This is a genomic window from Mycobacterium sp. 663a-19 (assembly GCF_035616495.1).
GTDB lineage: Bacteria > Actinomycetota > Actinomycetes > Mycobacteriales > Mycobacteriaceae > Mycobacterium.
The window spans coordinates 129,489-153,283 of the sequence record NZ_JAPJAV010000011.1 but is presented as its reverse complement, the minus strand read 5'-3'; the positions used below and the strand labels follow the sequence as shown (position 1 = coordinate 153,283).

Genomic DNA, 23,795 nt, shown 5'->3' with positions numbered 1-23,795 from the left:
TTTTTGCGGCCGCGCTACGGCGGCCGTCCACAAATTGTCGGGGTGCGCGTTCATCGAGCACCCAGGACTTCACCTATATAGAGAGCAACCGCGGCCACGCTGGCGATAGTTCCCGGATAGTCCATCCGGGTGGGCCCCAGCACACCCATGCCGCCGTACACGGTGTCGGTGGTGCCGTAGGCGGTGGACACCATCGAGGTGCCCGCCATCTCCTCGACCGCCGTCTCGTGACCGATGCGCACCGTGACCTTGCCGGCTTCCTGCTGCGCCGCCAGCAGCCGCAGCACCACCACCTGCTCCTCCAGAGCCTCCAGGATCGGGCGCAGCGACCCGCCGAAGTCCGCGGCGTTGCGGGTCAGGTTGGCGGTGCCGCCCATCACCAAGCGTTCCTCGGTGTGCTCCACCAGCGACTCCAGCAGCACCGTCGCCGAACGGCCGACCGCGTCACCCAAACCGCCGGCGCCGTCGAACCGGCTGGCGAGGTCGGCGACCGCGGTCGAGGCCGCCGCCATCCGTTTGCCTTCCAGCGCCTGGGCGAGCAGCTCGCGCAGCTGGGAAAGCTGGTGGTCGTCGATGACGTCGCCGAGTTCGACGATGCGCTGGTCGACGCGGCCGGTGTCGGTGATGACCACCATCAGCAGCCGCGCCGGTGTCAGCGCGATCACCTCGAGGTGGCGAACGGTCGAGGTGGACAGCGTCGGGTATTGGACCACGGCGACCTGCCGGGTCAGCTGAGCCAGCAGGCGCACCGCGCGGCGCAGCACGTCGTCGAGGTCCACGCCCGACTCCAGGAAGTTTTGGATCGCGCGCCGCTCGGCCGACGACAGCGGCTTGACGTCCTCGAGCCGGTCGACGAATTCGCGGTATCCCTTCTCCGTGGGCACCCGCCCGGAGCTGGTGTGCGGCTGGGTGATGTAGCCCTCGGCCTCCAGCACCGCCATGTCGTTGCGGACCGTCGCGCTGGATACGCCCAAGTTATGGCGTTCCACCAGCGACTTCGAGCCGATCGGTTCCTTGGTGGCGACGAAGTCGGCGACGATGGCGCGCAACACCTCGAAGCGACGCTCGTCCGCGCTTGCCATCGACTCCCACCTCCTTGACCGCGTTCATTTTACGGTCTCGGGAGGTGTCACCTGCCATTCGCGGGCGTCGGCGGCCGCGGGCGACGGTTTTGCGGCTAGCCTGTCCAACATGCATCCGTCGGGCCTGGGCGACGCGTAGGGGAAGTTCCACCGATGATTTTCAAGGGCGTGCGGGACGGCAAGCCGTACCCCGAGCACGGGCTTTCCTACCGGCAGTGGTCGCAGATACCGCCCCAACAGATCCGCCTCGACGAACTGGTCACCACGACGACGGTGCTGGCATTGGACCGCCTGCTGTCCGAGGACTCCACCTTCTACGGCGACCTCTTCCCGCACGCGGTGCGGTGGAGGGGCGTCACCTATCTCGAGGATGGCCTGCATCGTGCGGTGCGCGCCGCGCTGCGGAACCGCACCGTGCTGCATGCCCGGGTGTTCGACATGGACGTGCCGCTGAGCCAGCAGACCTGACCGGTCACATTCGGCGGTCGCCGGGTGTCGACGTAGTGAGGACCATTGAAGGTCCGCACCGCGAATCGTCAGGAGGACCGCCATGGCTCGTCTCGAAGGGGTGTCCGACCGCGACGCCGGCCTGGGCGCCAAGATCGCCTTCTTCTTCACCAAGCGCAAGCTGGCGCAGATGACCGGCCTGGAAACGGCCGGGATGCTGGAGCCGCTGCGAATGTACGCGCACATCCCCCGCCTGCTCAACGCCTACGGCAAGCTCGAACAGGCGGAGTCCAAGCTCGACGTCCTCAGCCCGCGCGAGCGCGCGCTGGCCGAGCTGAAGTCGGCAACGACGGTGCGCTGCGAGTACTGCATCGACCTCGGCTCACAGATCGCCCGCCAGTGGGGCATCACCGACGAGGAACTGTTGGCGATGGCCGACTACCAAAACGCCTCGTGCTTCTCCGACGTCGACAAGCTGATTCTGGAGTACGCGACCGCGATCAGCCGCACCCCTGTCGAGGTGAGCGACGAGCTTTTCGACGCGCTGCGCGCCCATTTCGACACGCCCCAACTCGTCGCGCTCACCCACGTCGTCACGCTGGGCAACCTGCGCGCGCGGTTCAACATCGCGCTGGGCATCGGGTCGTCGGGATTTTCCGGCAATCAGGTGTGCGCGCTGCCCGACAAGGGCCGCGCGTGACTCTGGACGCGTCGCTGGCGGAGCGTTTCGAGGCGGCCCGCCCGCAGCTGGGCGCCGTCGCCTACCGCATGCTCGGCTCGATCGACGACGCGCAGGACGCGGTGCAGGAGGCGTGGCTTCGGCTCAGCGGCAGCGCCGACACCGACGGCATCGCCAACCTCGACGCCTGGCTGACCACCGTGGTGGCCCGCATCTGCCTGAACATGTTGCGCGACCGGCACGGCCGCCACCGAGAGGAACCGGTCGCCCACCTGCCGGACCCGATCGTGGATCCCGTCGGCGAGTCCGACCCCGAACACCGGGCGATGCTGGCCGACGCGGTGGGCCTGGCACTGTTCGTGGTGCTGGACACGCTGCCGCCGGCGGAGCGGCTGGCGTTCGTGCTGCACGACGTCTTCACCGTCCCGTTCGACCAGATCGCGCCCATCGTCGACCGGACGCCGGAGGCGACACGGAAGCTGGCCAGCCGGGCGCGCCGGCGCATCGAGCGGGCCGACCCGGTTCCCGACGCCGACATGGCCGCGCAGCGCGAGGCGGTCGACGCGTTCTTCGCGGCGGGTCGCAGCGGCGACTTCGACCGGTTGGTGTCGGTGCTGCATCCCGACGTGGTGCTGCGCGGCGACTTCGGCGCCGGGACGGCCGGGTTCCGGGCCGACGGCGCCGCCGCGGTGGCCAAGCTGGCCCGCAGCTACGCGGGACCCGAGCGCGAGGCCCGCGCCGCCACCGTCAACGGCGCCGCCGGCGCGGTCGTCTTCGTCCGCGGACGCGCCACGGCGATCATGGGTTTCGTGGTGCGCGACGGGCGCGTCGCGGCCATCGACGTCCTAGCCGACCCCGCGCGCATCGCCAAGCTCGACCTGAGCGCGGTCGGCACCGATCACTGACCGGCGGCCTGCAGCAACTCCATCGCCGAGGCGCGCGACAGCACCCAGCCGCCCTGGTTGACGAACGTGACGGTCTGGGTGACCGGCGACGTCAGCTTGGGACCCGAGACCGACACGTCGGCCGTGGCCGAGCCGGGCGCGCCCGGTTGAATGTTGGTCACGTCGAACGCCAGCGGCAGGTCACCGTTCTTGGCCGCCTTCTGCAGCTTCTTGTCGGCGACATGCGCCTCGATCCCACTGATGCCGCCCTGGACCAGGCTGCTCTTGCTGGAGAACGAGACGCTGGGGTCGGCCAGGCTGTTCAGGACACTGGTCAACTGATCGGCGGTCGGGACGTTCGCGTCCACGGCCGGGGCGGGCGGCGGATCCTGCGGCAGTGGCGCACCGACCGCGGCCAGGCGCACCGGGGCCGGCTGGCCTGGCTCCGCGAGCGAAGCCATGCCGGCGGCCCCGATGACGGCCAGCGCTCCCGCGCCGGCGGCAAGGGTTCTAACGATTTTCATGGTCTCCCTTTCATGGGAACGGTTACTCGGTGGTGACCGGTCAGGTCGTCGCCGACGCCGCCTGTATCAGAGCGATCGCCGCGTCGTGCTGCAGGACCCAGTTGCCCCCCTGGTTGATGAACACGAGGTGCTTCGTGACCGGTCCGGCGAACTTCGGGCCCGAGATGGCCACGTCGGCCTGGGCCATGTTCGGGCCGGCCGGCGCGATGTTCGTCACGTTGAACTGCTCGGGAAAGTTCCCGTTGCGCCAGGCCTTTCGCAGGTCGTGGTCGGCCACCATGCCCTCGTTTTGACTGATGCCGTTCTCGACGAAGTTGTTCTTGTCCCGGTAGTTCACGCCGGGATCGGTGACCTGGTTGCACAGGGTGGACAACTGCTCCGGCGTCGGCAGCCCCGGCGCCGCGGGCGGGGGCGGGGGCGGCGGCGGGTCTTGCGGCAGCGGCGCGCCGACCGCGGCCAGCTGCACCCCGGCCGGGCCGGCCGGAATGAACGCGGCCGACGGTAGGACGACGGCGACGCCGATGGCGCCCAGCGCCGCGACGCCGGTCGCGACGGATTTCACGGTCTTCACGGTCTTCAAGGTCGCTGTCATGGTCAGGTTCTCCCCCTTCGATGCGCATGCAATGTATCGGACGGTCCGGTGCCGCCCGTCTTCCATGCGGTTAGGTGCAGTAATTCTGCCCGCTGCGACCGCTGTTTGTGTCACGGCCCGGTCACGTTACGACCAAGCTTCGCGTCTGTTCGGGGGTTCGACGCCCTGGACGGATTGGTGGTGGATCCCAGCACCCGGTCGGACAGCAGTCCCAGGCAGCTCAGGTTGGGAAACCCGGGGCCCTGGGTGAGCCCGGCCAGGTTCGGCAGGAAGAGCTTCGGGGCGACGTCGGTGACGGACAGGTCGTAGCCGATCGCTTCCTGCAGGGTGTCGGCGGTCAGCGGCCCGCCCAGGCCCAGCTCGAGCAGGTCGAGCGCGTCCTGGCCGAACAGGGAGGTGAACCAGAGCGGGTCGGCGCCGGAGCCGTCGATGACGAGATCGAAACCGTGGACCGTCTCCAGGTTCTCGGCGCCCCGGTTGGTGGACAGCGTCAGCCGGATCTGGCCGTCCCAACCGACCGCGTGGGCGACGCGGCCGCGCAGATGGTGGATGCGGTCGTCGGCCAACAGCGCTTCCTGCACGTTGGCCGAGAACACCCCGCGGTCGGTGCGGGCCAGGGCGTCGCGTCGCTCGTCGAGCGTCAGGGCGGTCCAGTCGGTGGGGTCGGAGAACAGCGAGTTCTCGAAGAAGCCCTCGCCGCGGGTGAACAGCGTCACCTGCGGGGAGATTACGGTGATGGTCGAAACCCGGTGGCGGAACAGCTCGTTGAGCATCGACGCGGCCGTCTCGCCGCCGCCGATCACCGCCACCCGCTCGGCGCTGATGCGGTCGTGGCCCGCGGCGCGATCCCAGAACTGGGCGATCGAGAGCATTCGCGGATTGCCCGGCAGCAGCGACTTTTCGGCCTGGCCGGGCCCGGTGATCATCAGCGCGTCGGCGTGCACCGTGGTCTCGTGGGTGTGCAGCGCCCAGCGGTCACCGGCGACGGCCAGCCCGTCGACCTCGCCGTGCACCACGTTCAAGCCCACGTGCTGGGCGACCCAGCCCAGGTACTGGCTCCACCGGCGATGGGTGGGCGCCGGCCTGCCGCGGTCGATCCATTCGGCGAACGACGCCGTGGCGATCAGGTAGGACTGCCAGCTGTAGCGCGTCATCCGCTCGTCGAGTTCGGCGTTGCGGCGCGGCACCAGCGCCGACCGGTACGGAAACCCGACGTCCTTTTCCGGGCTGGTGCCCAGCCGATGCGCGCCGTCGGTCCAGCCGCCGCTGGCCTGCCAATTGGCCCCGACCCCGGTGCGTTCGACCGCGACCACGTCGGGGATCTCGACGCCCATTTCGCGCAGCACGAACGCCTTGGCGGCCACCGCCACCGCCTTGGCTCCGGCGCCCAGGACCGCAAGCGTGCTCATGTCGCCATCTCCCGCAGTGTGTCGGACCAAAGTTCTTGCAGTGCAGCGATATCCGCGGCATCGAGGATGTCTGGCAGCGTGCGCCACTGGGCAATTAGGACGCGGCGATCGCCCGTCCCGACGATTCCCGCAACCACGGTCAGTTCGTGGCGCACCGCCTGTTCGGGCTCCGGCGCCCGATCCAGCCCGGACATCAGTTCGCGGTCGAGCTCCAGGTCGCCCACGCCGCCGTGGACGGTGCCGAGGTAGTTCAGCAGCAGCTGGGGTTCGGGGTGTTCACGCAGCCGCGTGTCGGGCCGCAGATACCGCAGCAGGCCGTAGTCGACGGGGCTGCCGGGAATGCGGGCAAGGTCGGTGGGGCCGTCGCGGTGGATGCGCAACGGGTGGATCGCGCTGAGCAGCCCGACGGTGTCGCTGGTGTCGACGGTTTCGTCGAAGTCCGCGCGGCCGTGCGTCTCCAGCGCCAGCAGCGGTGCCGGTGTGTCCTGGCCGCGGCGCCGCCGCCACGCGGTGACCGTGCGCGCGGTCGCGGTGACGAGTGTGTGGTGGATCGGCTGCGGCATCGCGAGCAGCCGGGCGGTCAGGTCGGCGTCGCAGGTCGAGACGCTGATCGCCATGTCGCCGACCCGGTCGGCGCGCGGGCGCAGCCTGCGGGCGCCCAGCGGCGGGTCGGCGCCCTGCAGTTCGGCGGCCCAGAAGGTTTCGGTGTCCAGGGCCGCGGCCCGCTCGGCCAGCAGCCGCGACCACTGTCGGTAGTCGGTGTGCTCGCGCGCCGGCGCGGGTGTGCGTCCGGCGGCCAGCGCGTGCAGGCCGGCGTCGAGCTCGCCGAGCACGATGCGCCACGAGGCCGGGTCCATCACCAGCACGTGGGCCGTCAGCACCAGCACGCCGGGCCCGTCGGGCACGCGCAGCCACACCGCCGACATCAGCCGGCCGGCCTGCGGGTCGAGGCTCTCGAGCGCGTCGCGGGCCCGATCCGCGACGGCGTCGACCAGGTCGCCGTGGACGCGGACCTCGCCGAGGATGTCCGGTTTCGGTTGCGCGACAAGCGTCATCGCGTCGCGGTCCAGCCTGCAGCGCAGCACCTCGTGGCCCTCGATGACCGCGCCCAGCAGCGCGTCCAGGCCCTCGCGGGTGATCGTGTCGGGCAGCCGGATGACTTCGGTCTGCGCGAGCCGCCGCGGTTCGCCGTATTCGTAGAGCCAATGCGCGTTGGGTAACAACGGGATTGGCTCGGCGGCGTCCGCCGCGCCGTTGACGGACGCGTGCCGGGCGGCGTCGGAGTCGACCGCCGCGGCGAGCTCGCGGATGGTGTCGCACTCCATCATCAACCTCGCCCGCAGCGCGATGCCGCGGCGGCGGGCCGCCTGCACGACCGACAGGGCCGCGATGCTGTCCAGCCCCATGTGCAGGAAGCCGGCCGTGACGTCGACGTCCGCGGTTCCCATCACGTCGGTGAACGCCTCGGCCAGCGCCGTCTCGGTCGGGGTCTCCGGCGGGGCGCCCGGCCCCTGCACGACATCGTGTGCCGCCAAGGCGTTTTCGTCGATCTTGCCGTGCGGGGTCAGCGGCAACTCGTCGAGGACGACGATGTGGTGGGGCATCAGGTAGCGGGGCAGCCTCTCGAGCAGCATGGAACGTAGCTCGGCCACCGCCGGCGGATTGGGTCCGCCCGCCACGTACGCGGTGAGCCGCGGCCCGCCGGCGTGGCCGTGGGCCATCACGTGCGCGCCCCGCACCGCGTCGTGACTGTTGAGCGCCGCGGCGATCTCGCCCGGCTCGACGCGGTAACCGCGGATCTTCAGCTGGGCGTCGCCGCGTCCGAGGAACGCCAAACCGCCATCGGGCATGCGGCGCACCACATCTCCGGTGCGGTACATCCGGCCGCCGCGGCCGTTCGGGTCGGCGACGAACCGCGCGGCGGTCTCCGCCGCGCGCCCGAGGTAGCCGCGGGCAAGCTGGTCGCCCGCCAGGTACAGCTCTCCGGCGACGCCGTCGGGCAGCGGCCGCAGCCAGGGGTCCATGACGTAGGCGCGGGTGCTCCGGGTCGGGCGCCCGATGGCCGGGCGCGTGTGTTCGTCGACGGCGGCGACGACGGCCTCGACCGTCGTTTCGGTCGGCCCGTAGCAGTTGAAGGCGGTCATTCCCGTTCGGGCGCACTCGGTTTGGATCGCTTGCCACGCGGTGCGGCCCAGGGCCTCGCCGCCGAGCGCGAGGACCGCCAGCGGCACCCGTCGCAGCAGGCCCGCGTCGTGCAGCTGGGCGAACATCGACGGGGTGGTGTCGATCATGTCCAACCCGAGCCGGTCGATCGTCTCGACGAGGGCTTCGGCGTCGCGGCGCTGGTCCTCGTCGACGACGTGCACGCAGTGGCCGTCGAGCAGCGCCGCCAGCGGCTGCCAGGCGGCGTCGAAGGTGAACGACCACGCGTGTGCGACGCGCAGCGGCCGCGCGAGCCGGGCGGCCGCGGGCCGCAGCACGCGTTCGATGTGGTCGTCGGCGTAGGCCGACAGCGCGCGGTGGGTGCCGACGACGCCCTTCGGCGTGCCGGTGGTGCCCGAGGTGAAGACCGCGTAGGCGGCATGGTCGAGTGGCACGTTGGCCGCCGGGTAGTCGGCGGGTCCGGCGATGGCAGCCGTGAACAACTCGTCGTTTACGACGACCGGGGCGGACGTCTGGTGGAGGATCTCGGCCACCCGCTCGTCCGGCATCGCCGGGTCGAGCGGCACGATCGTGCCGCCGGCCTTGAGGACCGCCAGCATCGCGGCCACGTAGTTGGGGCCCCGCGACAGCATGATCGCCACGGGTGTCTCGGCGCCGACGCCGGCCCGGCCGAGGGCGGCGGCCACCCGGTCGGCGAGCGCGTCGAGCTCGCGGTAGGTCAGCCGTCCGTCGGCCCAACTGAGCGCGAGCGAATCCGGTTGCGCCGCGGCGATTTCCGAGAATCGGGCATGCACCGTCGGCCCCGGTGCACTCACATCCGTCGGGTTCAGCGGATCTCGCTCGCCGTCGAGCAGGATGTCGACGTCGCGCAGTGGCCGGTCCCACCGCTCCACCAAGCGCTGCACCAGCGTCAGCAGCCGCCGGCCCAGGTCCTCGGGCGCCATTGCGCCCAGCGCTCCGTCGAGTGTTTCCACCAACACCGTGAGGGCGCCGGCCGTCGGGTGCGCGGCGATGGTCACCGGGAAGTGGGACAGGCTCTCCAGCGCCACCGGGCGGATGGTCGCCCCGTTTGCAACGAACTCCAGGTTCCCCACCACCTCCCGGGGCGGGGCGTTCTCGTATACCAGCAGCGTGTCGAACATCTCGCCGACGCCCGCCAGCGAGCGCAGTTCGGCATGCGGCAGGTAGCTGTGTTCGCGCAACGCCGCGAATTCGCGTTGCAGCGCGGCGCATTGCGCCGCGACGGTGTCGCGGGGATCCAGCCGTACCCGCAACGGCACGGTGTTGATGAACAGGCCGATCATGGTGTCGATGCCCGACAGTTCGCTCGGCCTGCCGGCCACCGTCACGCCGAACACCACATCGCCGCGCCCGGTGAACGCGGAAAGCATTATGGCCCAGGCGATTTGGAACATGGTGTTGAGAGTGACCCCGCGCGCCCGCGCGGCATCGGCCAGGGCCGTCGTGCGATCCGGGTCGAGACGCAGCATGGTGCACCGCGGGATGCCCGTCGACGGTGGAGTCGCGGTCAGCGCCGGGGTCAGGAAAGTCGGCGCGTCAAGGCCTTTCAGGTGTTCGGCCCACAACGCGCGGCTGGCCGTCTGGTCCCGGCCCGCCAGCCAGCCGATGTAGTCACGGTACGGCCGCGGCGGCGGCGGCAGCGCGGCGGTGTCGCCGCCGGCGCGATACAGCGCGAGCAGCTCCGAGACGAACAGGGGCAACGACCAGCCGTCGATGACGATGTGGTGCGCGACGATCAGCAGGCGCCAGCGCTCGTCCGGCAACTCGATCAGCAGGAACCGGATCAGCGGCCCGCGACCCACATCGAAAGGGCGCCGGCGCTCTTCGGCCTCCAGCGCCTCGACCTCGTCGGGGGTGGCGCGCAGGCGCCGCCAGGGCACCTCGACGCGGGTCGGTATCACCTGCACGGGCCGACTCAGATCGCCGTGCACGAAGCTTGCCCGCAGGTTCGGGTGGCGCGCCAACATCGTTGCGGCGCAGTCCTGGAGCAGCGCAACGTCGATCGTGCCGATCACGTCCGCGGCCATCGCGATGACGTAGGGGTCGGCCTCGCCGGATTCGGCATCGGTCAGCACCGCCATCGAGTAGAGCCCCTGTTGCAGCGGGCTGAGTGCCATCACATCCTCGAGGGCGGGTCGCTCGCCGGCTCGCGTCACGGCCGATCACCCCACGACGCGGTCAGGGCCGCCAGTTCGTCGGGGGGCAGCCCCGATGCGCTCATGGGTGCGTGATGCGTGTCGTCCGACTCGGTTTCGTCGTGCAACTTGGCATCGAGCGCGGCGGCGACCTCGCCGAGAACGGGATGCTCGAAGAGCATTCGCGGGGTCAGCGGCATCCCGTCGTCCCGGGCCCGTGCGGCGACCCGCACCGCCAGGATGCTGTCGCCGCCGAGGTCGAAGAAGTCGTCGTCGCGCCCGACGTCCTGCGCCTCCAGGACCTCGGCGAGAATGGCCGCCAGGGCCCGTTCGGTCGCGGTGCCGGGCGGCCGTGCGGCACCGGCGAGCGACGCGGCCCGAGCCGGCGCGGGCCGTTCGGGGCCCGCGAACAGCTCCAGTTGGCCGTCCTCGGTCCACATGCCGCGCTCGCCGTTGCGGTAGAGCCGCGAACCCGGTTGGGTGGCAAAGGGATCGGCGACCAAGCGGGTCGCGGTGAGCGATGGCCGCGCCAGCCGGGCGATGACGGCCGGACCGCCGCCGTAGTACACGTCGCCGGCCACCCCGACCGGAACGGGGTTCAGCGACGCGTCGAGCAGGTACACCCGCGCCGCACCCGGATGCGCGTTCGCGAAGTCCAGGACGCGGCGCCTCTCTTGCGGGCCGGTGATCTCGACCTCACGCAGCGGTTGTTCGGGACGGTCGGCGAACGCCTCGACGACGTTGGCGAGCCAGCCGGCGAATCGCTCGGCGGTGCCGCGCCGATACAACTCGGTGCGGTAGATGACGTAACCCCGGTAGCCGTCGCCGTCGGCGAAGAAATTGACGGACATATCGGCTTGTGCGACATCGAATGTCGGTTGCAGCGGGCTGAACGTGGTGTCACCGTCGGGCCCGGTGTCGATGACGCGATCTTGCTGCGACAGTTCGCGAACGTGTACCACCACGTCGAACAGCGGGTTGCGGGACAGCGACCGCGCCGGGCTCACGGCTTCCACGACCTGTTCGAACGGCAGGTCCTGATGCGCGTAGGCGGCCAGCGTTGTTTCCCTGGCTCGCTGCAGGATCTCGCGCAGCGTCGGGTTTCCGTGCAGGTCGTTGCGCAGCACCAGGATGTTGGCGAAGAATCCGATCAGCTGATCCAGCTCGGACTCGCTACGACCGGCCGTGGGTGTGCCGATCGGGATGTCCGTGTTGCCGCTCGCCTTGTGCAGCACCACCGCGACCGCGGACTGCAACAGCATGAACTCGGTGATGCCGAGGTCGCGGGCGAGGGTAAGCAGCTTGTCGCGGGTCTGGCTTCCGATGCGCAATTCGACGGCGTCACCGGCGCCGCTGAGCACCGCCGGGCGCGGGAAGTCCGGGCGCACAACATTTTCGGTGGGCAGCCCCGCGAGATGCCGTATCCAGTAGTCACGTTGCGGGCCGGCGACGCCGGCGCCGTCGTCCAGCAGCGCCGCCTGCCAGACGCTGTAATCGGCGTATTGCACGGGCAGCGGCTCCCACGATGGCCGCTGTCCGCGGCTGCGGGCCCGGTACGCGGTGAGCACGTCGCTGAACAGCACCCCGGCGGACCAGTAGTCACCGGCGATGTGGTGCAGCACCAGCGACAGCACGTTGCGGTCCGGCAGGCTCAGCACCGCCGCCCGCATCGGCCAGTCGTTCTCGAGGTCGAAGACGTGACGTCGCTCGTCGGCCAGTTCGGCCTGCAGCCAGTCCTCGTCGGGTCCGGCGGCGCGGCGCACCAACACCTCGGCGGGCGGGTGGATGACCTGGTGCGGCACGCCGTCGATCTCGCGGTAGGTGGTGCGCAGGATCTCGTGCCGTCCCGCGACGTCGGTGATGGCCGCGGACAGCGCCTCGGTGTCGCAGGGGCCGCGCAGCGCCGCGGTGAACGGGATGTTGTTGACGGCACTGGGACCGTCGAAGCGATACGTGAACCACGAACGCAGTTGCGACGAGGACACCCGCAAGGGGCCGTCATGGCCCACCGCGGTCAGGCGCGGCCGCGCCGACGCCCGATCCAGGGTGCCGATAACGTCAATGTGCGCGGCGATCCGCGCCACCGTCGCCAGCTCGAAGACGTCCCGCACGCCGATGTCGACGCCGAACGCCTTGCGCACTGCCGCAACGAATTTCGTCGCCAGCAGCGAGTGGCCGCCGAGGTCGAAGAACGAGTCGTCGGCGCCGACACGGTCCCGGCCGAGCAGCTCGGCGAAGAGCTCGGCGACGCGGCGCTCGGTCCCCGGCTCGGGCTCGCGGAACTGGACGCCGGAGCTGACCTCGGGATCGGGCAGCGCGGCGCGGTCGATCTTGCCGTGCGCGGTGATCGGAATCTCGTCGAGCACAACGTAGGCCGCCGGCACCATGTACTCGGGCAGCGCCGCGGCGACGCGTGCCCGGATGCGGTCGAGGTCGACCTCCGCCGGTCCGTCGTCGCCGGCCGCGGGTGTCACGTAGCCGACCAGGCTCTTGCCCAGCCGCGGCAGGTCGCTGACCACCACGACGGCCTGCCCGACGGTGGGATCGACCGAGATGGCCGCGGAAACGTCGCCCAGTTCGATTCGGAAACCGCGGATCTTGACCTGTTCGTCGGCGCGGCCCACGAACTCGACGTCGCCGTCCGCGTTGCGGCGCGCGAGGTCCCCGGATCGGTACATCCGGGCGCCCGGGTTGAACGGGTCGGCGACGAACCGCTCGGCGGTCAGCGTCGCCCGCCGATGGTAGCCGTGCGCCAGATGCGTTCCGCCGAGGTAGATCTCGCCGATCACGCCGACCGGCACGGGCCGCAGCGAATCGTCGAGCAGGTGCATCGTGGTGTTGATCTTGGGTCGGCCGATGGGCACGATGCGGGTGCCCTGCGGGCCCTCCACCTTGTACCGGCTGGCGTTGATCACGGTTTCGGTCGGGCCGTAGAAGTTGTGCAGCAGCGCGTCGAACGTGGCGTGGAACCTGTCGGCGACCTCGCCGGGGAGCGGCTCGCCGCCGATCGGCACCCGCTGCAGCGTCCGCCACTGGTTTACCCCGGGCAGCGACAGGAACAGGCCGAGCAGGGAGGGCACGAAATGCATTGCCGTGATTCCCTCGTCGCGCAGCAGGGCGGTGAGGTAGCCGATGTCGTTGAGCCCGCCGGGGCGCGGGATCACCATGCGTGCGCCGCAGGCCAGCGTGCCGAAGATCTCGGCGATGGAGACATCGAAGCTCGGCGAGGCGACCTGCAGCAGCCGGTCGGTGTGGTCGACCCCGTACTCGCCCTTGAACCAGACGAAGTACTCGGCGACGGGGCGGTGCGGCACCGCGACGCCCTTGGGCAGGCCGGTGGTCCCCGAGGTGTAGATCAGGTACGCGGTGCTGTCCGGGGTGAGCGGCCGGACCCGGTCGGCGTCGGTGGGGTCGTCGGCGCGGTAGCCGGCCAGGTCGGTCACCGGCTCGCGCAGCACCAGCTTCGGGTCGCAGTCGCCCAGGATGAAGTCCAGCCGGTCGCGCGGGTAGCTGGGATCCACCGGCACATACACCGCACCGGACTTGGCGATGCCCACCGCGGTGACGACCAGATCGGGTGACTTGTCGAGCAGCACGGCGACGCGGTCCTCGCTGCCTATCCCCCGCTCGATCAGCCAGTGCGCCAACCGGTTTGCGGCCTCGTTGATGTCGCGGTAGGTGAGCCGGCGGCCCTGGTAGCTGACGGCGACGGCGTCCGGGGTGCGCGCGGCCTGCCCGGACACCAGGTCGGCGAGGGTCTTCGGGGCGGTATCGAACGCCTCGCCGCGCGACACCGCGCGCAGCCACCCGGCGCCGGCCTCGTCCATCAGCGTCAGCGCGGCCAACGGCTGGTCCACCCGGGCGAGGGCGTCGTCGAGCAGCACCGCGAAGTGATCCAGCAGCTGGCGCGCCAGGGCGGGTTCGAGGATCTCCAGTTGGTGTTCGGCCTCGACCAGGGCGCCGGTGCCGTCGAATTCGACCATGAAGCCCAGCGGCAGCTGGGTGAGGTTGGCGCGCAGGTCGTAGCGCTCACACTCGACGCCGGGCGGGCGGAAGCCGCCGCCGTCGGGCTCGCGGAATCCGAAGCTGACCCGGGTCATGCGTTCGGCGCCGTGGCGGCGATCGGGGTTCAGCTCGCGCACCGCGCGGTCGAGGCTGACCCGCTGGTGCGCGAAGGCCCCGGTGGCGACGTCGCGTGTCGATTCGAGCAATTCGTGGAAGGTCATCGTCGGCCGCGGCCGCAGCCGCATCACCACGGTGTTGCCGAAATAGCCGATGGCGTCGTCGGTTCCGGCGGCGCGATTGAGCACCGGTGCGGCCACCAGGAAGTCGTCGCTGTGGGTGTAGCGATGCATCAGGGCGCCGAACGCGGCCAGCAGCACCATATAAGGGGTGCAACCGGTTTCGCGCGCCATCGCCTGCACCCGCCGCGCGGTGTCGCCGGGCAGCCGCAGCGTGGCGCGGGCGGCGCGCCAATTGGTCGGCATGGTCGTGCCCGCCGGCCCGGGCAGCTCCAGCGGCTCGGGCGGGTCGGCCATGACGGCGCGCCAGTAGTCGAGGTCGGCGTCGATGGTGTCCGGCCCGGACGGGGCCGGCGGGTGGCGTTCCGGTCCCAGGTCCTCGCCTTCGTAGGACCTGGTGAGGTCTTCGAAGAACACCCGCCACGAGCCGTCGTCCCAGGCGATGTGGTGGGCCACCAGCAACAGCACGTGTTCGTCGGCCCCGGTGCGGATCACGGCGATTCGCAGCGGCGCGTCGGTGGAAAGGTCGAAGGGAGCGGCGAATTCGCGCTGGGCCAGCACCTCGAGTCGCAGCCGCCGGGCGCGCTCCGGCATGTCGGTCAAGTCGTGTTGCGCCCAGCCCGGCCGCAGGTCGGGGTGCACGGTCGGCCGCGGGTCGCCGTCCTCGCCGACGTTGTAGGTGGTGCGCAGGATGCGGTGGCGGCGCGCGACCGCGTCGATGGCGTCACGCAGCCGACCCGGGTCGATGTCACCGGTGATGCGGTACGACACGCAGACGTTGAGCAATGCGCTGCCGGGGTCGGCCATCTGCACGAACCACATTCGCGCCTGACCGTCGGAGAGTTGGTCGGCCGCGGGCGCTCTGGGTGCCTCGGCTTCCGACGAAAGACCGCGATCGGCGAGCCTGCGGCGAAGCAGTTCCAATCGGGCCTCGTCGAGCCGGGGGCCGGTGTCGGCGATATCAGTCACGCGAAACTTCCACTTTCCGTTCGGTGTCGGGGCGCTCGTGGGCGCCCTCGAGTTTCTCGACGAGTTCGGCGCCGGTGATCTCGCCCATCAGCGTGGCCAGGGACACGGTCCGGCCGGTCATGCGTTTGAGGCGGTTGCGCAGGTCCACCGCCAGCATCGAGTCGATGCCCAGGTCGAACAGCGATTCTTCCAGGTTCAGCTCGCCGGTCCGCCGGACTCCGAGCACCGCCGCGAGCTGGGTGCGCACCGTGTCGGCAATCGTCGCGTTGTCGGCGGGGGTAATCACTCGGGCGTCACGCGGTCGGGATTGCCTGCCGTCCAACAATTCCCGCAGCCGGGCCGCGTCGGCGGCGAACACCAGTGGGTCCGCGGAGTGCTCGCGCAGGCTCGCCTCGATCGCCCGCCGGGGCGTCATCTGGCGCAGGCCGGAACGCTCGATGTGGGCGATCTCTGCCGTGTCCGCGATGCCGCGACCCGGTTCGCCTTCAGATGGGGGCTGCCACAACCCCCATTTCACGGCGGTGCAGTGCCTGCCCGCGGCACGCAACTGGGCGGCCATCACGTCGAGCAGGCGGTTCGCCGCCGAATACGCGACGACCCCGTGTCCGCCCCACACCCCCATCACCGAGGAGCACAACAACATTCGCGCGTCCGGGCGCACCGGCCACAGCTCGATTATGCGGGCGAGACCCGCGACCTTGGCCGCGAAGTTTTCGGCGGCGGCCGCCGCCGTCAGCACCGGAGAGGTGCCGGAGACCGCCCGGCCCGCCGCATGGATGATCAGCGAGGCGCCGGAACCAGCGAATTCGGCTGCGGTCGCCGACAGTTGGGCGGCATCGGTGATGTCGCACGGCGGTGACACGACCGCGGTGCCGCACCGCTGCGCCAGCGCCGCCAGCGTGGCCGGGTCCGCGGGGTGGCGGCTCAGCAGCACGATGCGCCGCGCGCCGCGCTCGGCGAGGTGCCGGGCGTAGTGCAGGCCGATGGCGCCGGCGCCTCCGGTGATGACCACCTCGTCCAGCAGCCCGGAGTCCAGGGGCCACTCCGGCGCGGCCGGCGCGTCGCCGAGTGTGCGCTCGAATCGCGCGTATCCACTTACGGCGCGGCGCAGTGCGGTCTCGCCCGCGCACGCCAACAGCGCCTCGACGATGCCCGCGGTCACGTCCGACGACGGCAGGTCGAGGTGGCTGAAAACCAAATCGGGATACTCGATTCCGACGCTGCGGTGCATCGCCGCCAGCGCCGCCTGGCCGGCGGACGGCACCGGATCCCCCGGGCCCACCTGCTCGGCGCCGACGGTGACGAGGCACACCGTTTGACAATGCGGACCGACTTCGGCGGGATAGTCGAGCAGACCGTCCCCGACCAGCTCGGCAAGCACATCGGCTGCGCGGTCCGCGGCGACGTGGTCGAGCGGGGGCGCCGTCACCACGACCAGCTCCGCGTCTCGCGGTGCGCTCCGCTCGGTCGCCGGGTGTTCGTCGATCGCCGCACCCAGCGGTCGGGCGAGCACGCCGTCGGTGCCGAGGTCGAGCACGGCCACGCGCCGGGGCGCCGTTGCGACCGGCCGCACCGGCTCCCGCTGCTCCCAGCGCTCCACCGCGATGGTCAATGCGGTGTTCGGCATCGACGGCAGCGGCTCCGGGTGGGCCCACAAGGGGATCGCCCGCATCGGCGCGTTGGGGAATCCGCGCAAACCGACATCGGCCGCGGCACCGTCGAAATCACCCCACGGGTAGCCCCGGTCGGCCACCGCCGCGGTGACGATGTTCGCCGACAGCGCGTCGACAAGCGGCTCGTCCCTGCGGCCCGAGCCGACCAATACCGCGGGGTCTTCGGGCAGGTTCGCCTCGAAGACCTGGCCGATGGACAACAACAGCGCGGGATGCGCCGACAACTCGATGAACGACCGCGCGCCACAGCGGATCGCCGACTCGAACGCGCGGTCCAACCGCACCGTGTTGCGCAGGTTCGCATACCAGTACTCGCCGAAGGGCGTGTCCGGCGCCACCACCTCCCCGGTGGCGCCACCGATGAATTGCACCGGGGCCTCGGCAAACTCGGACGACGGCAGCAGCGCGAGGAATTCGTCGCGGAGCGGCTCGAGCAGGCTGGTGTGCCCCGGGAAACCCGCGGTGATCTCGCGGGCGAACCGGCCGTCGGCGCGAACCTTGTCGACGATGGCCAACACCGCATCCCGGTCGCCCGATATCGCCACGGTCGAGGCGGAGAAGACCACGGACAGTTCCACCCAGCCGTCGGTGGCCGCGATCAGCGCCCGGGCCGCCTCGGCGCCGACGCCCAGCGTGGCCATCGCGTAGCAGCCGGGGAGGCGGTTCACCACGCCGGCGCGGGCGGCGACCACCGCGACCGCATCCGGCAGGGTGATGCTTCCGGCGATGAGGGCCGCGGCGACCTCGCCGAGGCTCTGGCCGATGGTGAGGTCGGGGACAACGCCGCACGAGCGCCAAACCTCCGCCAGCGCAACGGCGTGCACGAATTGCGCGCCCTGGACTTCGATTTCGGTAAAGGCCCGCGAATCGTCGGCGGCCGTCAGGTAGGCCAGCGGCGACACGATGCCGGCGCTTTCGAACGCCGAGTTGCAGCCATCGGCCACGGCTCGATAGCCCGGGAGCGCCAGGTAGGGGTCGGCGCCCATGCCGGGCCAATGAACGCCCTGACCGGGAAGCACGAACGCCTGCCGTGGCGCCGAACTCAGCTCCGACCGGGCGATCAGCGGATGCTCCAGCCCGTCGGCGAGTGCCCGCAACCCGTCGACGAGCTCCAGCCGATCCGCGGCGCGCAGCACCGCCCGGTGCCTGCGGACGCGGCGGGTCCTGCGCAGTTGCCGGGCCACCTGGTCCACCGTTGTTTCCGGAAAGCGCTCGAGATAGTCGGCGATCGCCCGCGCATCGACGGAGACGAGTTCGCCGGCGTGCGCGCTCAGCAGAACCGGAGTCCGCCCATCGGGGAGTCGTCTAACCGACATCGGCGACCTCGTGACCGGACGCGTTCGCGGTGTCCGGCATCGAGACGATCACATGGGCGTTGGTGCCGCTCATGCCGAACGCGGATACCGCCGCGGTTCGCAGCCCGTCGACCGCGTGCCACGGCGTCAGCTTCTCCGCCAGCCGCAAACCTTGGCCCTCCCAATCTATTTCGCGGCTCGGCTCGTCGACGTGCAGCGTCGGGGGTATCGCGGCGTGTTCGGCGGACACGATGACCTTGGCCAGGCCCAGCGCGCCCGCGGCGGCCTGCGCGTGCCCGATGTTGGACTTGACCGATCCCAACAGCGGTCCGCGCGCGGCCGGTGCCGAGCCGTAGCTGGCCACCAGCGACCGCAGTTCGGTCCGGTCACCGAGCCGGGTGCCGGTTCCGTGCCCCTCGATCATCCCGACGTCGGCGGGCTCGACCCCCGCCTGCGCGATGGCGCGCCGAAACAGCCGCAGCTGCGCGTCTCCGCTCGGGGCCGTCAGCCCGTTGCTTCGCCCATCGGAATTCAGGCAGCTGGCCCGTACCTCGGCGAGGATCCGGCGCCCGTCGGCCTCCGCGCGGGACCGGCGCTGAAGGACGAACATGGCCGCGCCCTCCGCCCACACGGTTCCGCTGGCGTGGGCGCTGTAGGGCCGGCAGTGGCCGTCGTCGGACAGCGCGTGCTGTTTGGAGAACTCGACGAAGTAGCCCGGTGTCCCCATCACGCACACACCGCCGGTCAGCGCGATGTCGCAGTCGCCGGCCCGGATCGCCTGCAGCGCCGTGTGAAACGCGCTCAGCCCCGACGAGCACGACGTGTCGATCGTCAGCGCGGGACCGGCCAGATCGAGCGTGTAGGCGATGCGTCCCGAGATGACGCCCAGCGACGTCCCGCTGATCAGATGCCCACTGTGATAGGAGAATTCGAAGAGCCCGGGACCGTATTCGAGCGCGGAGGCGCCCACGTAGCAGCCGACGTCGTGGCCGGCGAGGTCATCGGGGTTGATGCCGCTGTTTTCCAGGCTGCGCCATGCCAGTCGCAGCCCGACCCGCTGCTGGGGGTCCATGGCGGTGGCCTCGCGCGGCGAGATGCGAAAGAACTCCGGATCGAACGTCGTTGCGCTGGACAGAAACCCACCAAGGTCGTGGATGGGCTTGAAGCCGTCGCGCCGCGAGCCGTCGAACAGCTCGCCCAGCGCCCAGCCCCGATCGGTGGGGAACGGGCCGAGGCCCTCGCGCTGCTCGGACAGCAGCGCCCAGAAATCGTCGGCGGTTTCGACCCCGCCGGGGGCCTCCAGCGCCAACCCGATGATGACGACCGGGTCGTTATCGGACATCGGCGCTCACCATCCGGGCCACCGCGTCGAGGTGGTCGTTGAGGTAGAAGTGACCGCCGTCGAAGTCCGAGAGCGTGAATCGGCCGGACGTGTGAGTTTCCCACGCGGCCACCATGTCCCGGCTGATCCGGTGGTCGCGGTTGCCGCCGACCGCTTGGATGTCGGCGCGGATCCGCACGTCCGGCCGGCACGAATAGGCGTTCATGGCGGTGTAGTCGGCCTGCACCGCCCTTACCAGGAGCTCGACGAATTCCTCGTCCTCCAGCAGCACGGGATCGGTGCCCCCGAGGTCGATCATGTCCGCCAGCACGCCGCCTTCGGTGGTCGGCAGCGGGCCCGTGGCGGTGACCGTCGACGGCGCCTGCCCGGCCGAGGCCCACAGCACGCGCACCGGCACGCCGTGGTGTTCGGCGATGCGGGCGAACTCGAAGGCCACAACCGCGCCCATGCAATGACCGAACAGGCTCAGTGGAGCCACCGTGGCCCAGTCGCCCGCCTCGAACAAGTCGAGCGCCAACGCGCCGACGCTGCCCGCGCCGGGATGGTCGCGCCGGTCGGCCCGCTGCGGGTACTGCACCACGTACGCGTTGACATCGTTGGCGGCCAAAGCTTTTGCCAGCGACCGGTATGCCGCAGCCGCTCCGCCGGCGTGCGGGAAGACGACCACCGAGCCGCTCGCGCGCTCACTGGTGAACCGCTTCACCCAGGGCTGGAACGGCCGCGGCGCCGGTTCGGCCTTCGAATTGTCGAGCGCGGACAACACGTCGCCGCGGGACATGTCCGCGATCTCCAGGTACACGTCGGCGACCAGCTCGAGCCGGTTCCGGTCGGTTTCGCGGCCGACGAGCAATTCCGCCAGCGCGGCCGCGGTCCTCGCGGCGAAGACGTCGGCGACCATGAGGCTCGGCGAGTCCAGCCATTGCCGAATGGCCGCGACCGCCTGCGTCGCCAGCACGGAATCGCCGCCGAGGGAGAAGAAGTCGTCGTGCACGCCCACCGTGTCGCGGTTGAGGAGGCCGGCGACGATGTGGCACAGCGCCCGTTCCAGTTGTGTGCGCGGCGCCGCGTGCGTCGCCGCCGCGTCGCGCGAACTCTCGGCGACCGCGGCGGCCAGCCGGCCGGCGACGGCATTGCGGTCGATCTTGCCGCCGTCGGTGAAGGGGATGCGATCCACCAGCGATATGTGCCGCGGAATCATGTGCGCGGGAACGAGATCGGCGAGGGCCTCGCGAATCGGTTCGGCGTTCGGCCCGGTGTGCCCGGCGTCGGCGCAGACCTGCGCCGCCAGCACCTCGGGGCCGCCGGCCCCGGGCAGCACCGCGGCGACCGCCGCGCGCACGCCGGGCACCCGGCGCAGCGCGGCCTCGACCTCCCCGAGCTCCACCCGATACCCGCTTATCTTGATCCGGTGATCGGCGCGGCCGACGAACTCGAGGGTGCCGTCCGGCCAGTAGCGGGCCAAATCGCCGGTGCGGTACCAGGTCCGGCCGTCATGGCGGACGAAGCGTTCCGCGGTCAAATCGTCGCGGCCGCGGTAGCCCCGCGCCACGCCGCGCCCGGATATCCACAACTCGCCCGTGACCCAGTCGGGGCAGTCCGCGCCGGTGTCGCCGACGACGCGGCACGCGATATTCGGGAACGGGACGCCGTAGGGCACCGCGGTCCAGTCGGCCGGAAGGTCGTCGTCCACCTCGAAAATGGTTGCATGGACGGCGGTTTCGGTGGCACCGCCCAGCCCAGCGAAGCGCACGTTGGGCGCCAGGTCCCGCAACCGGCGGGCCAGGCCGGGGCGCACCCAGTCGCCGCCGGTGGGCACCACCCGCAGCGACGACAGGCGCCCCTGGAATGCGGCCTCGCCGACCTCGACCAGCATCTCCAGCCAGCCCGGCAGGAAGTTCAGCACGGTGACGTCGTGGGCGGCGATGAGCCGGGCCCACGCATCGGGATCGCGTCGCTGCGCCTCGTCGACCACCACGATCGCCCCGCCGGCGCGCAGGGTCGCGAAGACGTCGAGCACCGACATGTCGCATTCCAGCGTCGACAGGGCCAGGCACCGATCGGCGGCGCCGAGATCGAAGTGGCGGCTGATAAATTCCACGGTGTTCATCGCGGCGTCGTGCGTCACCTCGACGCCCTTGGGCTCCCCCGTCGAGCCCGAGGTGAACAGCACGTAGGCGACGTCGGCGGGATCGCAGCTCGCGGGCGCGACGTCCGGCGCGGCGGGCGGGTCGCGCAGCACGTCCGCAATCGTCAACTGCGGCACCGGAAACGACAGCCGCTGCCCGCCGCACACCAGGGCCAGCCGCACCCCGCCGGTGCCCAGGATGCGGAGCGCGCGATCGCGCGGCTGGTCGACACCGATCGGCAGGTACACGCCGCCGACGGCCAGGATCCCGAGCAGCGCGGGCACCTGCTCGGCGGTCTTGGGCCCCATCACCGCGACCGTGTCGCCGACGCCGATCCCGTTGGCGCGCAACGCCGCAGCCACCGCCAGCGCCTGATCGCGCAGCCGCGCATAGCTGAGGTCGCCGGAACCGGCGAACACCGCCGGCGCATCGGGCTGGAGGGCGGCCCGGCGAAAGAAGCCGTCGTCCAGGGTTTCGCCGCTGGGCTCGGCGGTGCGGCCGTTGACCGCGTCGCGCACCGCGCGCTGCGCGGCCGGCAGCGGCGACGGATCGCGCGCGTCCCAAGGGTCGTCGGCCGCGGCCAGCCGGAGCAACTCGTCGACGTGGTGGGCGAACATCGCGTCGACGACACCGGGCGCGAAGACGCCGTCGCGCACGTCCCAGTTCACCAACACCCCGCCGTCGAACTCGGTGACCTGCGCGTCGAGCAGCACCTGCGGGCCCTGCGAAATGATCCAGCCGGGGCGGCCGAATTGCTCGGTGACGTCGGCGCCGAACAATTCGCCCAGCCCCAGCGCACTGGTGAACACAACCGGCGCCAGCACCTGGGTGCCGCGATGCCGGCTCAGGTCCCGCAGCACCGACAGCCCGGGGTACGCGGAGTGGGCGGCGGCGGTGCGCATGGCGTCCTGCACGACGTGCGCGCGCGCCGCCGCGGTGCCCGCGCCGGTCAGGTCGATGTCGAGCAGCAGCGACGAGGTGAAGTCGCCGACCAGCAGGTCGACGTCGGGATGCAGGGCCTGGCGGCCGAACAGCGGGACGTTCAGCAGGAACCGCGGCCCGGTCGACCAGCGCGCCAGGGCGTTGGCGAACGCCGCGGCCAGCGCCATCGCCGGGGTGATGCCGCGCGCCCGGGCGCGGGCGAACAGCGCGTCCCGGCTGGCCGGATCCAGCCAGTGCCAGCGACGGATGCTCCGGCGCGATCCGCGGCCGCCGGTGGTCGGCAGGGCCGGCGGGTCCGGCAGCCGCGGGACGCGCTGCGCCCACCAGTCCCGGTCGGCGTCGTGGGCCGGTTGCGTCTCCTCCCGCGCGATAGCCTGCCGGTATTCCCGGTAGGTGTAAGCCAATTCGGGCAGATCGCGCCCGAGGTAGAGGGCGGCCAGGTCCGACATCAGGGTGCGGTAGCTCATCGCGTCGGCGGCCTGCATGTCCAAATCGACGTGCAGGCGCGAACGCCCGCCGGGCAGCAGCGTCAGGGCGAGTTCGAGGACCGCGCCGTCGAGCTGCTGGTGCGACTTCGCCTCGCGGATCGCGGCCAGCCGCGCCTCGACGAGATCGCCGTCGAGGTCGCGCAGGTCCTCGACGGCGACCGGGAAGTCGCGACTGTCGTTCGCCGGGGCGATCCGCTGCGTGCCGTCGGAGCCGAACCGCACGCGCAGCATCGGGTGGCGGCGCGCCAGCCGGGTGGCCGCGGCGCGCAGCCGGCCCGGGTCGGTGGCGCCGCCGTCGAACTCGACGTAGAGGTGCCCGGCCACCCCGCCGAACCGCTGGTTGTCCTGGCGGCCGACCCACATCGCGTGCTGCATCGGGGCCAGCGGAAACGGCTCCGACGCATCGCCGGCTCCATCGACAGCCGGGGCGGCCGGGGCGGCCGTGTCGGCGGCGATGGCCGGCGAGCCGACGGTCACTAGTTCCGACCACGCCTCGATGGTCGGGGTCGCGGCCAGCGTGGCGAAGTCGATGCCGATGCCGTGCCGGCGCCAGCGGCCGGCCAGCGTCATCATCCGGATCGAGTCGAGCCCCTGGCCGATCAGGTTGCTACCTGGGTGAACGGAGTCGGTGGGGACGCCGAGCAGCTCGGCCACCTCCGCGCGGATATCCTCCGAGCACGCCGGGGCACGCACCACGAACCCTCCCTGGAATTAGCAAAGGCTGCCCTAATTTCTTTGGGTACCCTATCCTCGATCACCGGGTCGCCGCTACCACGCCCCCTT

12 protein-coding genes are annotated in these 23,795 nt (G+C 71.2%); 3 read left to right on the top strand and 9 right to left on the bottom strand.

The window, feature by feature from the left end:
- Positions 1-50 precede the first annotated feature (50 nt).
- On the bottom strand, positions 51-1,082 hold the full coding sequence (hrcA, locus tag OQ968_RS19565) for a heat-inducible transcriptional repressor HrcA (RefSeq protein ID WP_324680895.1): 1,032 nt from the start codon (positions 1,080-1,082) through the stop codon (positions 51-53).
- Between the two features lie 153 nt (positions 1,083-1,235).
- On the opposite strand from hrcA, the gene OQ968_RS19560 reads away from it, so the two are divergent.
- The 3 genes from OQ968_RS19560 (at position 1,236) to OQ968_RS19550 (ending at position 3,113) form a co-directional block, all read left to right on the top strand.
- Complete coding sequence (locus OQ968_RS19560) at positions 1,236-1,550, top strand: type II toxin-antitoxin system VapB family antitoxin (protein WP_324680893.1); 315 nt, start codon at positions 1,236-1,238, stop codon at positions 1,548-1,550.
- Positions 1,551-1,632: 82 nt separating this feature from the next.
- Positions 1,633-2,229 carry a carboxymuconolactone decarboxylase family protein gene (locus OQ968_RS19555; RefSeq protein WP_324680891.1) on the top strand — a complete coding sequence of 199 codons (597 nt, stop codon included), beginning with the start codon at positions 1,633-1,635 and terminating at the stop codon, positions 2,227-2,229.
- Positions 2,226-3,113 (top strand): sigma-70 family RNA polymerase sigma factor, encoded by an 888-nt coding sequence (locus OQ968_RS19550; protein WP_324680889.1) that lies wholly within the window; start codon positions 2,226-2,228, stop codon positions 3,111-3,113. Before OQ968_RS19555 ends, OQ968_RS19550 begins: the two co-directional genes overlap by 4 nt.
- On the opposite strand, the gene OQ968_RS19545 is transcribed toward OQ968_RS19550, so the two are convergent.
- From OQ968_RS19545 to OQ968_RS19510, 8 genes are all read right to left on the bottom strand, one after another.
- The gene (locus OQ968_RS19545) at positions 3,107-3,616 is read right to left on the bottom strand and encodes a hypothetical protein (protein WP_324680887.1); all 510 of its coding nucleotides are present in this window, start codon (positions 3,614-3,616) and stop codon (positions 3,107-3,109) included. The genes OQ968_RS19550 and OQ968_RS19545 overlap by 7 nt on opposite strands.
- A gap of 40 nt (positions 3,617-3,656) precedes the next feature.
- The gene (locus OQ968_RS19540) at positions 3,657-4,187 is read right to left on the bottom strand and encodes a hypothetical protein (protein WP_324680972.1); all 531 of its coding nucleotides are present in this window, start codon (positions 4,185-4,187) and stop codon (positions 3,657-3,659) included.
- A 131-nt stretch (positions 4,188-4,318) separates the two neighbouring features.
- Positions 4,319-5,617, bottom strand: a complete 1,299-nt coding sequence (gene mbtG / locus OQ968_RS19535; RefSeq protein WP_324680885.1) for an NADPH-dependent L-lysine N(6)-monooxygenase MbtG — start codon at positions 5,615-5,617, stop codon at positions 4,319-4,321.
- On the bottom strand, positions 5,614-9,918 hold the full coding sequence (locus tag OQ968_RS19530) for an amino acid adenylation domain-containing protein (protein WP_324680971.1): 4,305 nt from the start codon (positions 9,916-9,918) through the stop codon (positions 5,614-5,616). Before OQ968_RS19530 ends, mbtG begins: the two co-directional genes overlap by 4 nt.
- Positions 9,919-9,953: 35 nt before the next feature.
- Positions 9,954-15,146: a non-ribosomal peptide synthetase gene (locus tag OQ968_RS19525; protein ID WP_324680884.1), complete on the bottom strand. Its 5,193-nt coding sequence runs from the start codon at positions 15,144-15,146 to the stop codon at positions 9,954-9,956.
- On the bottom strand, positions 15,139-18,135 hold the full coding sequence (gene mbtD / locus OQ968_RS19520) for a mycobactin polyketide synthase MbtD (RefSeq protein ID WP_324680882.1): 2,997 nt from the start codon (positions 18,133-18,135) through the stop codon (positions 15,139-15,141). The genes OQ968_RS19525 and mbtD overlap by 8 nt, the downstream gene beginning before the upstream one ends.
- Positions 18,125-19,456: a polyketide synthase gene (locus OQ968_RS19515; protein ID WP_324680880.1), complete on the bottom strand. Its 1,332-nt coding sequence runs from the start codon at positions 19,454-19,456 to the stop codon at positions 18,125-18,127. The genes mbtD and OQ968_RS19515 overlap by 11 nt, the downstream gene beginning before the upstream one ends.
- A complete protein-coding gene (locus tag OQ968_RS19510; protein ID WP_324680878.1) occupies positions 19,446-23,708 on the bottom strand; it encodes an amino acid adenylation domain-containing protein in 4,263 nt (1,420 codons plus the stop codon). The genes OQ968_RS19515 and OQ968_RS19510 overlap by 11 nt, the downstream gene beginning before the upstream one ends.
- Between the last annotated feature and the right edge of the window lie 87 nt (positions 23,709-23,795).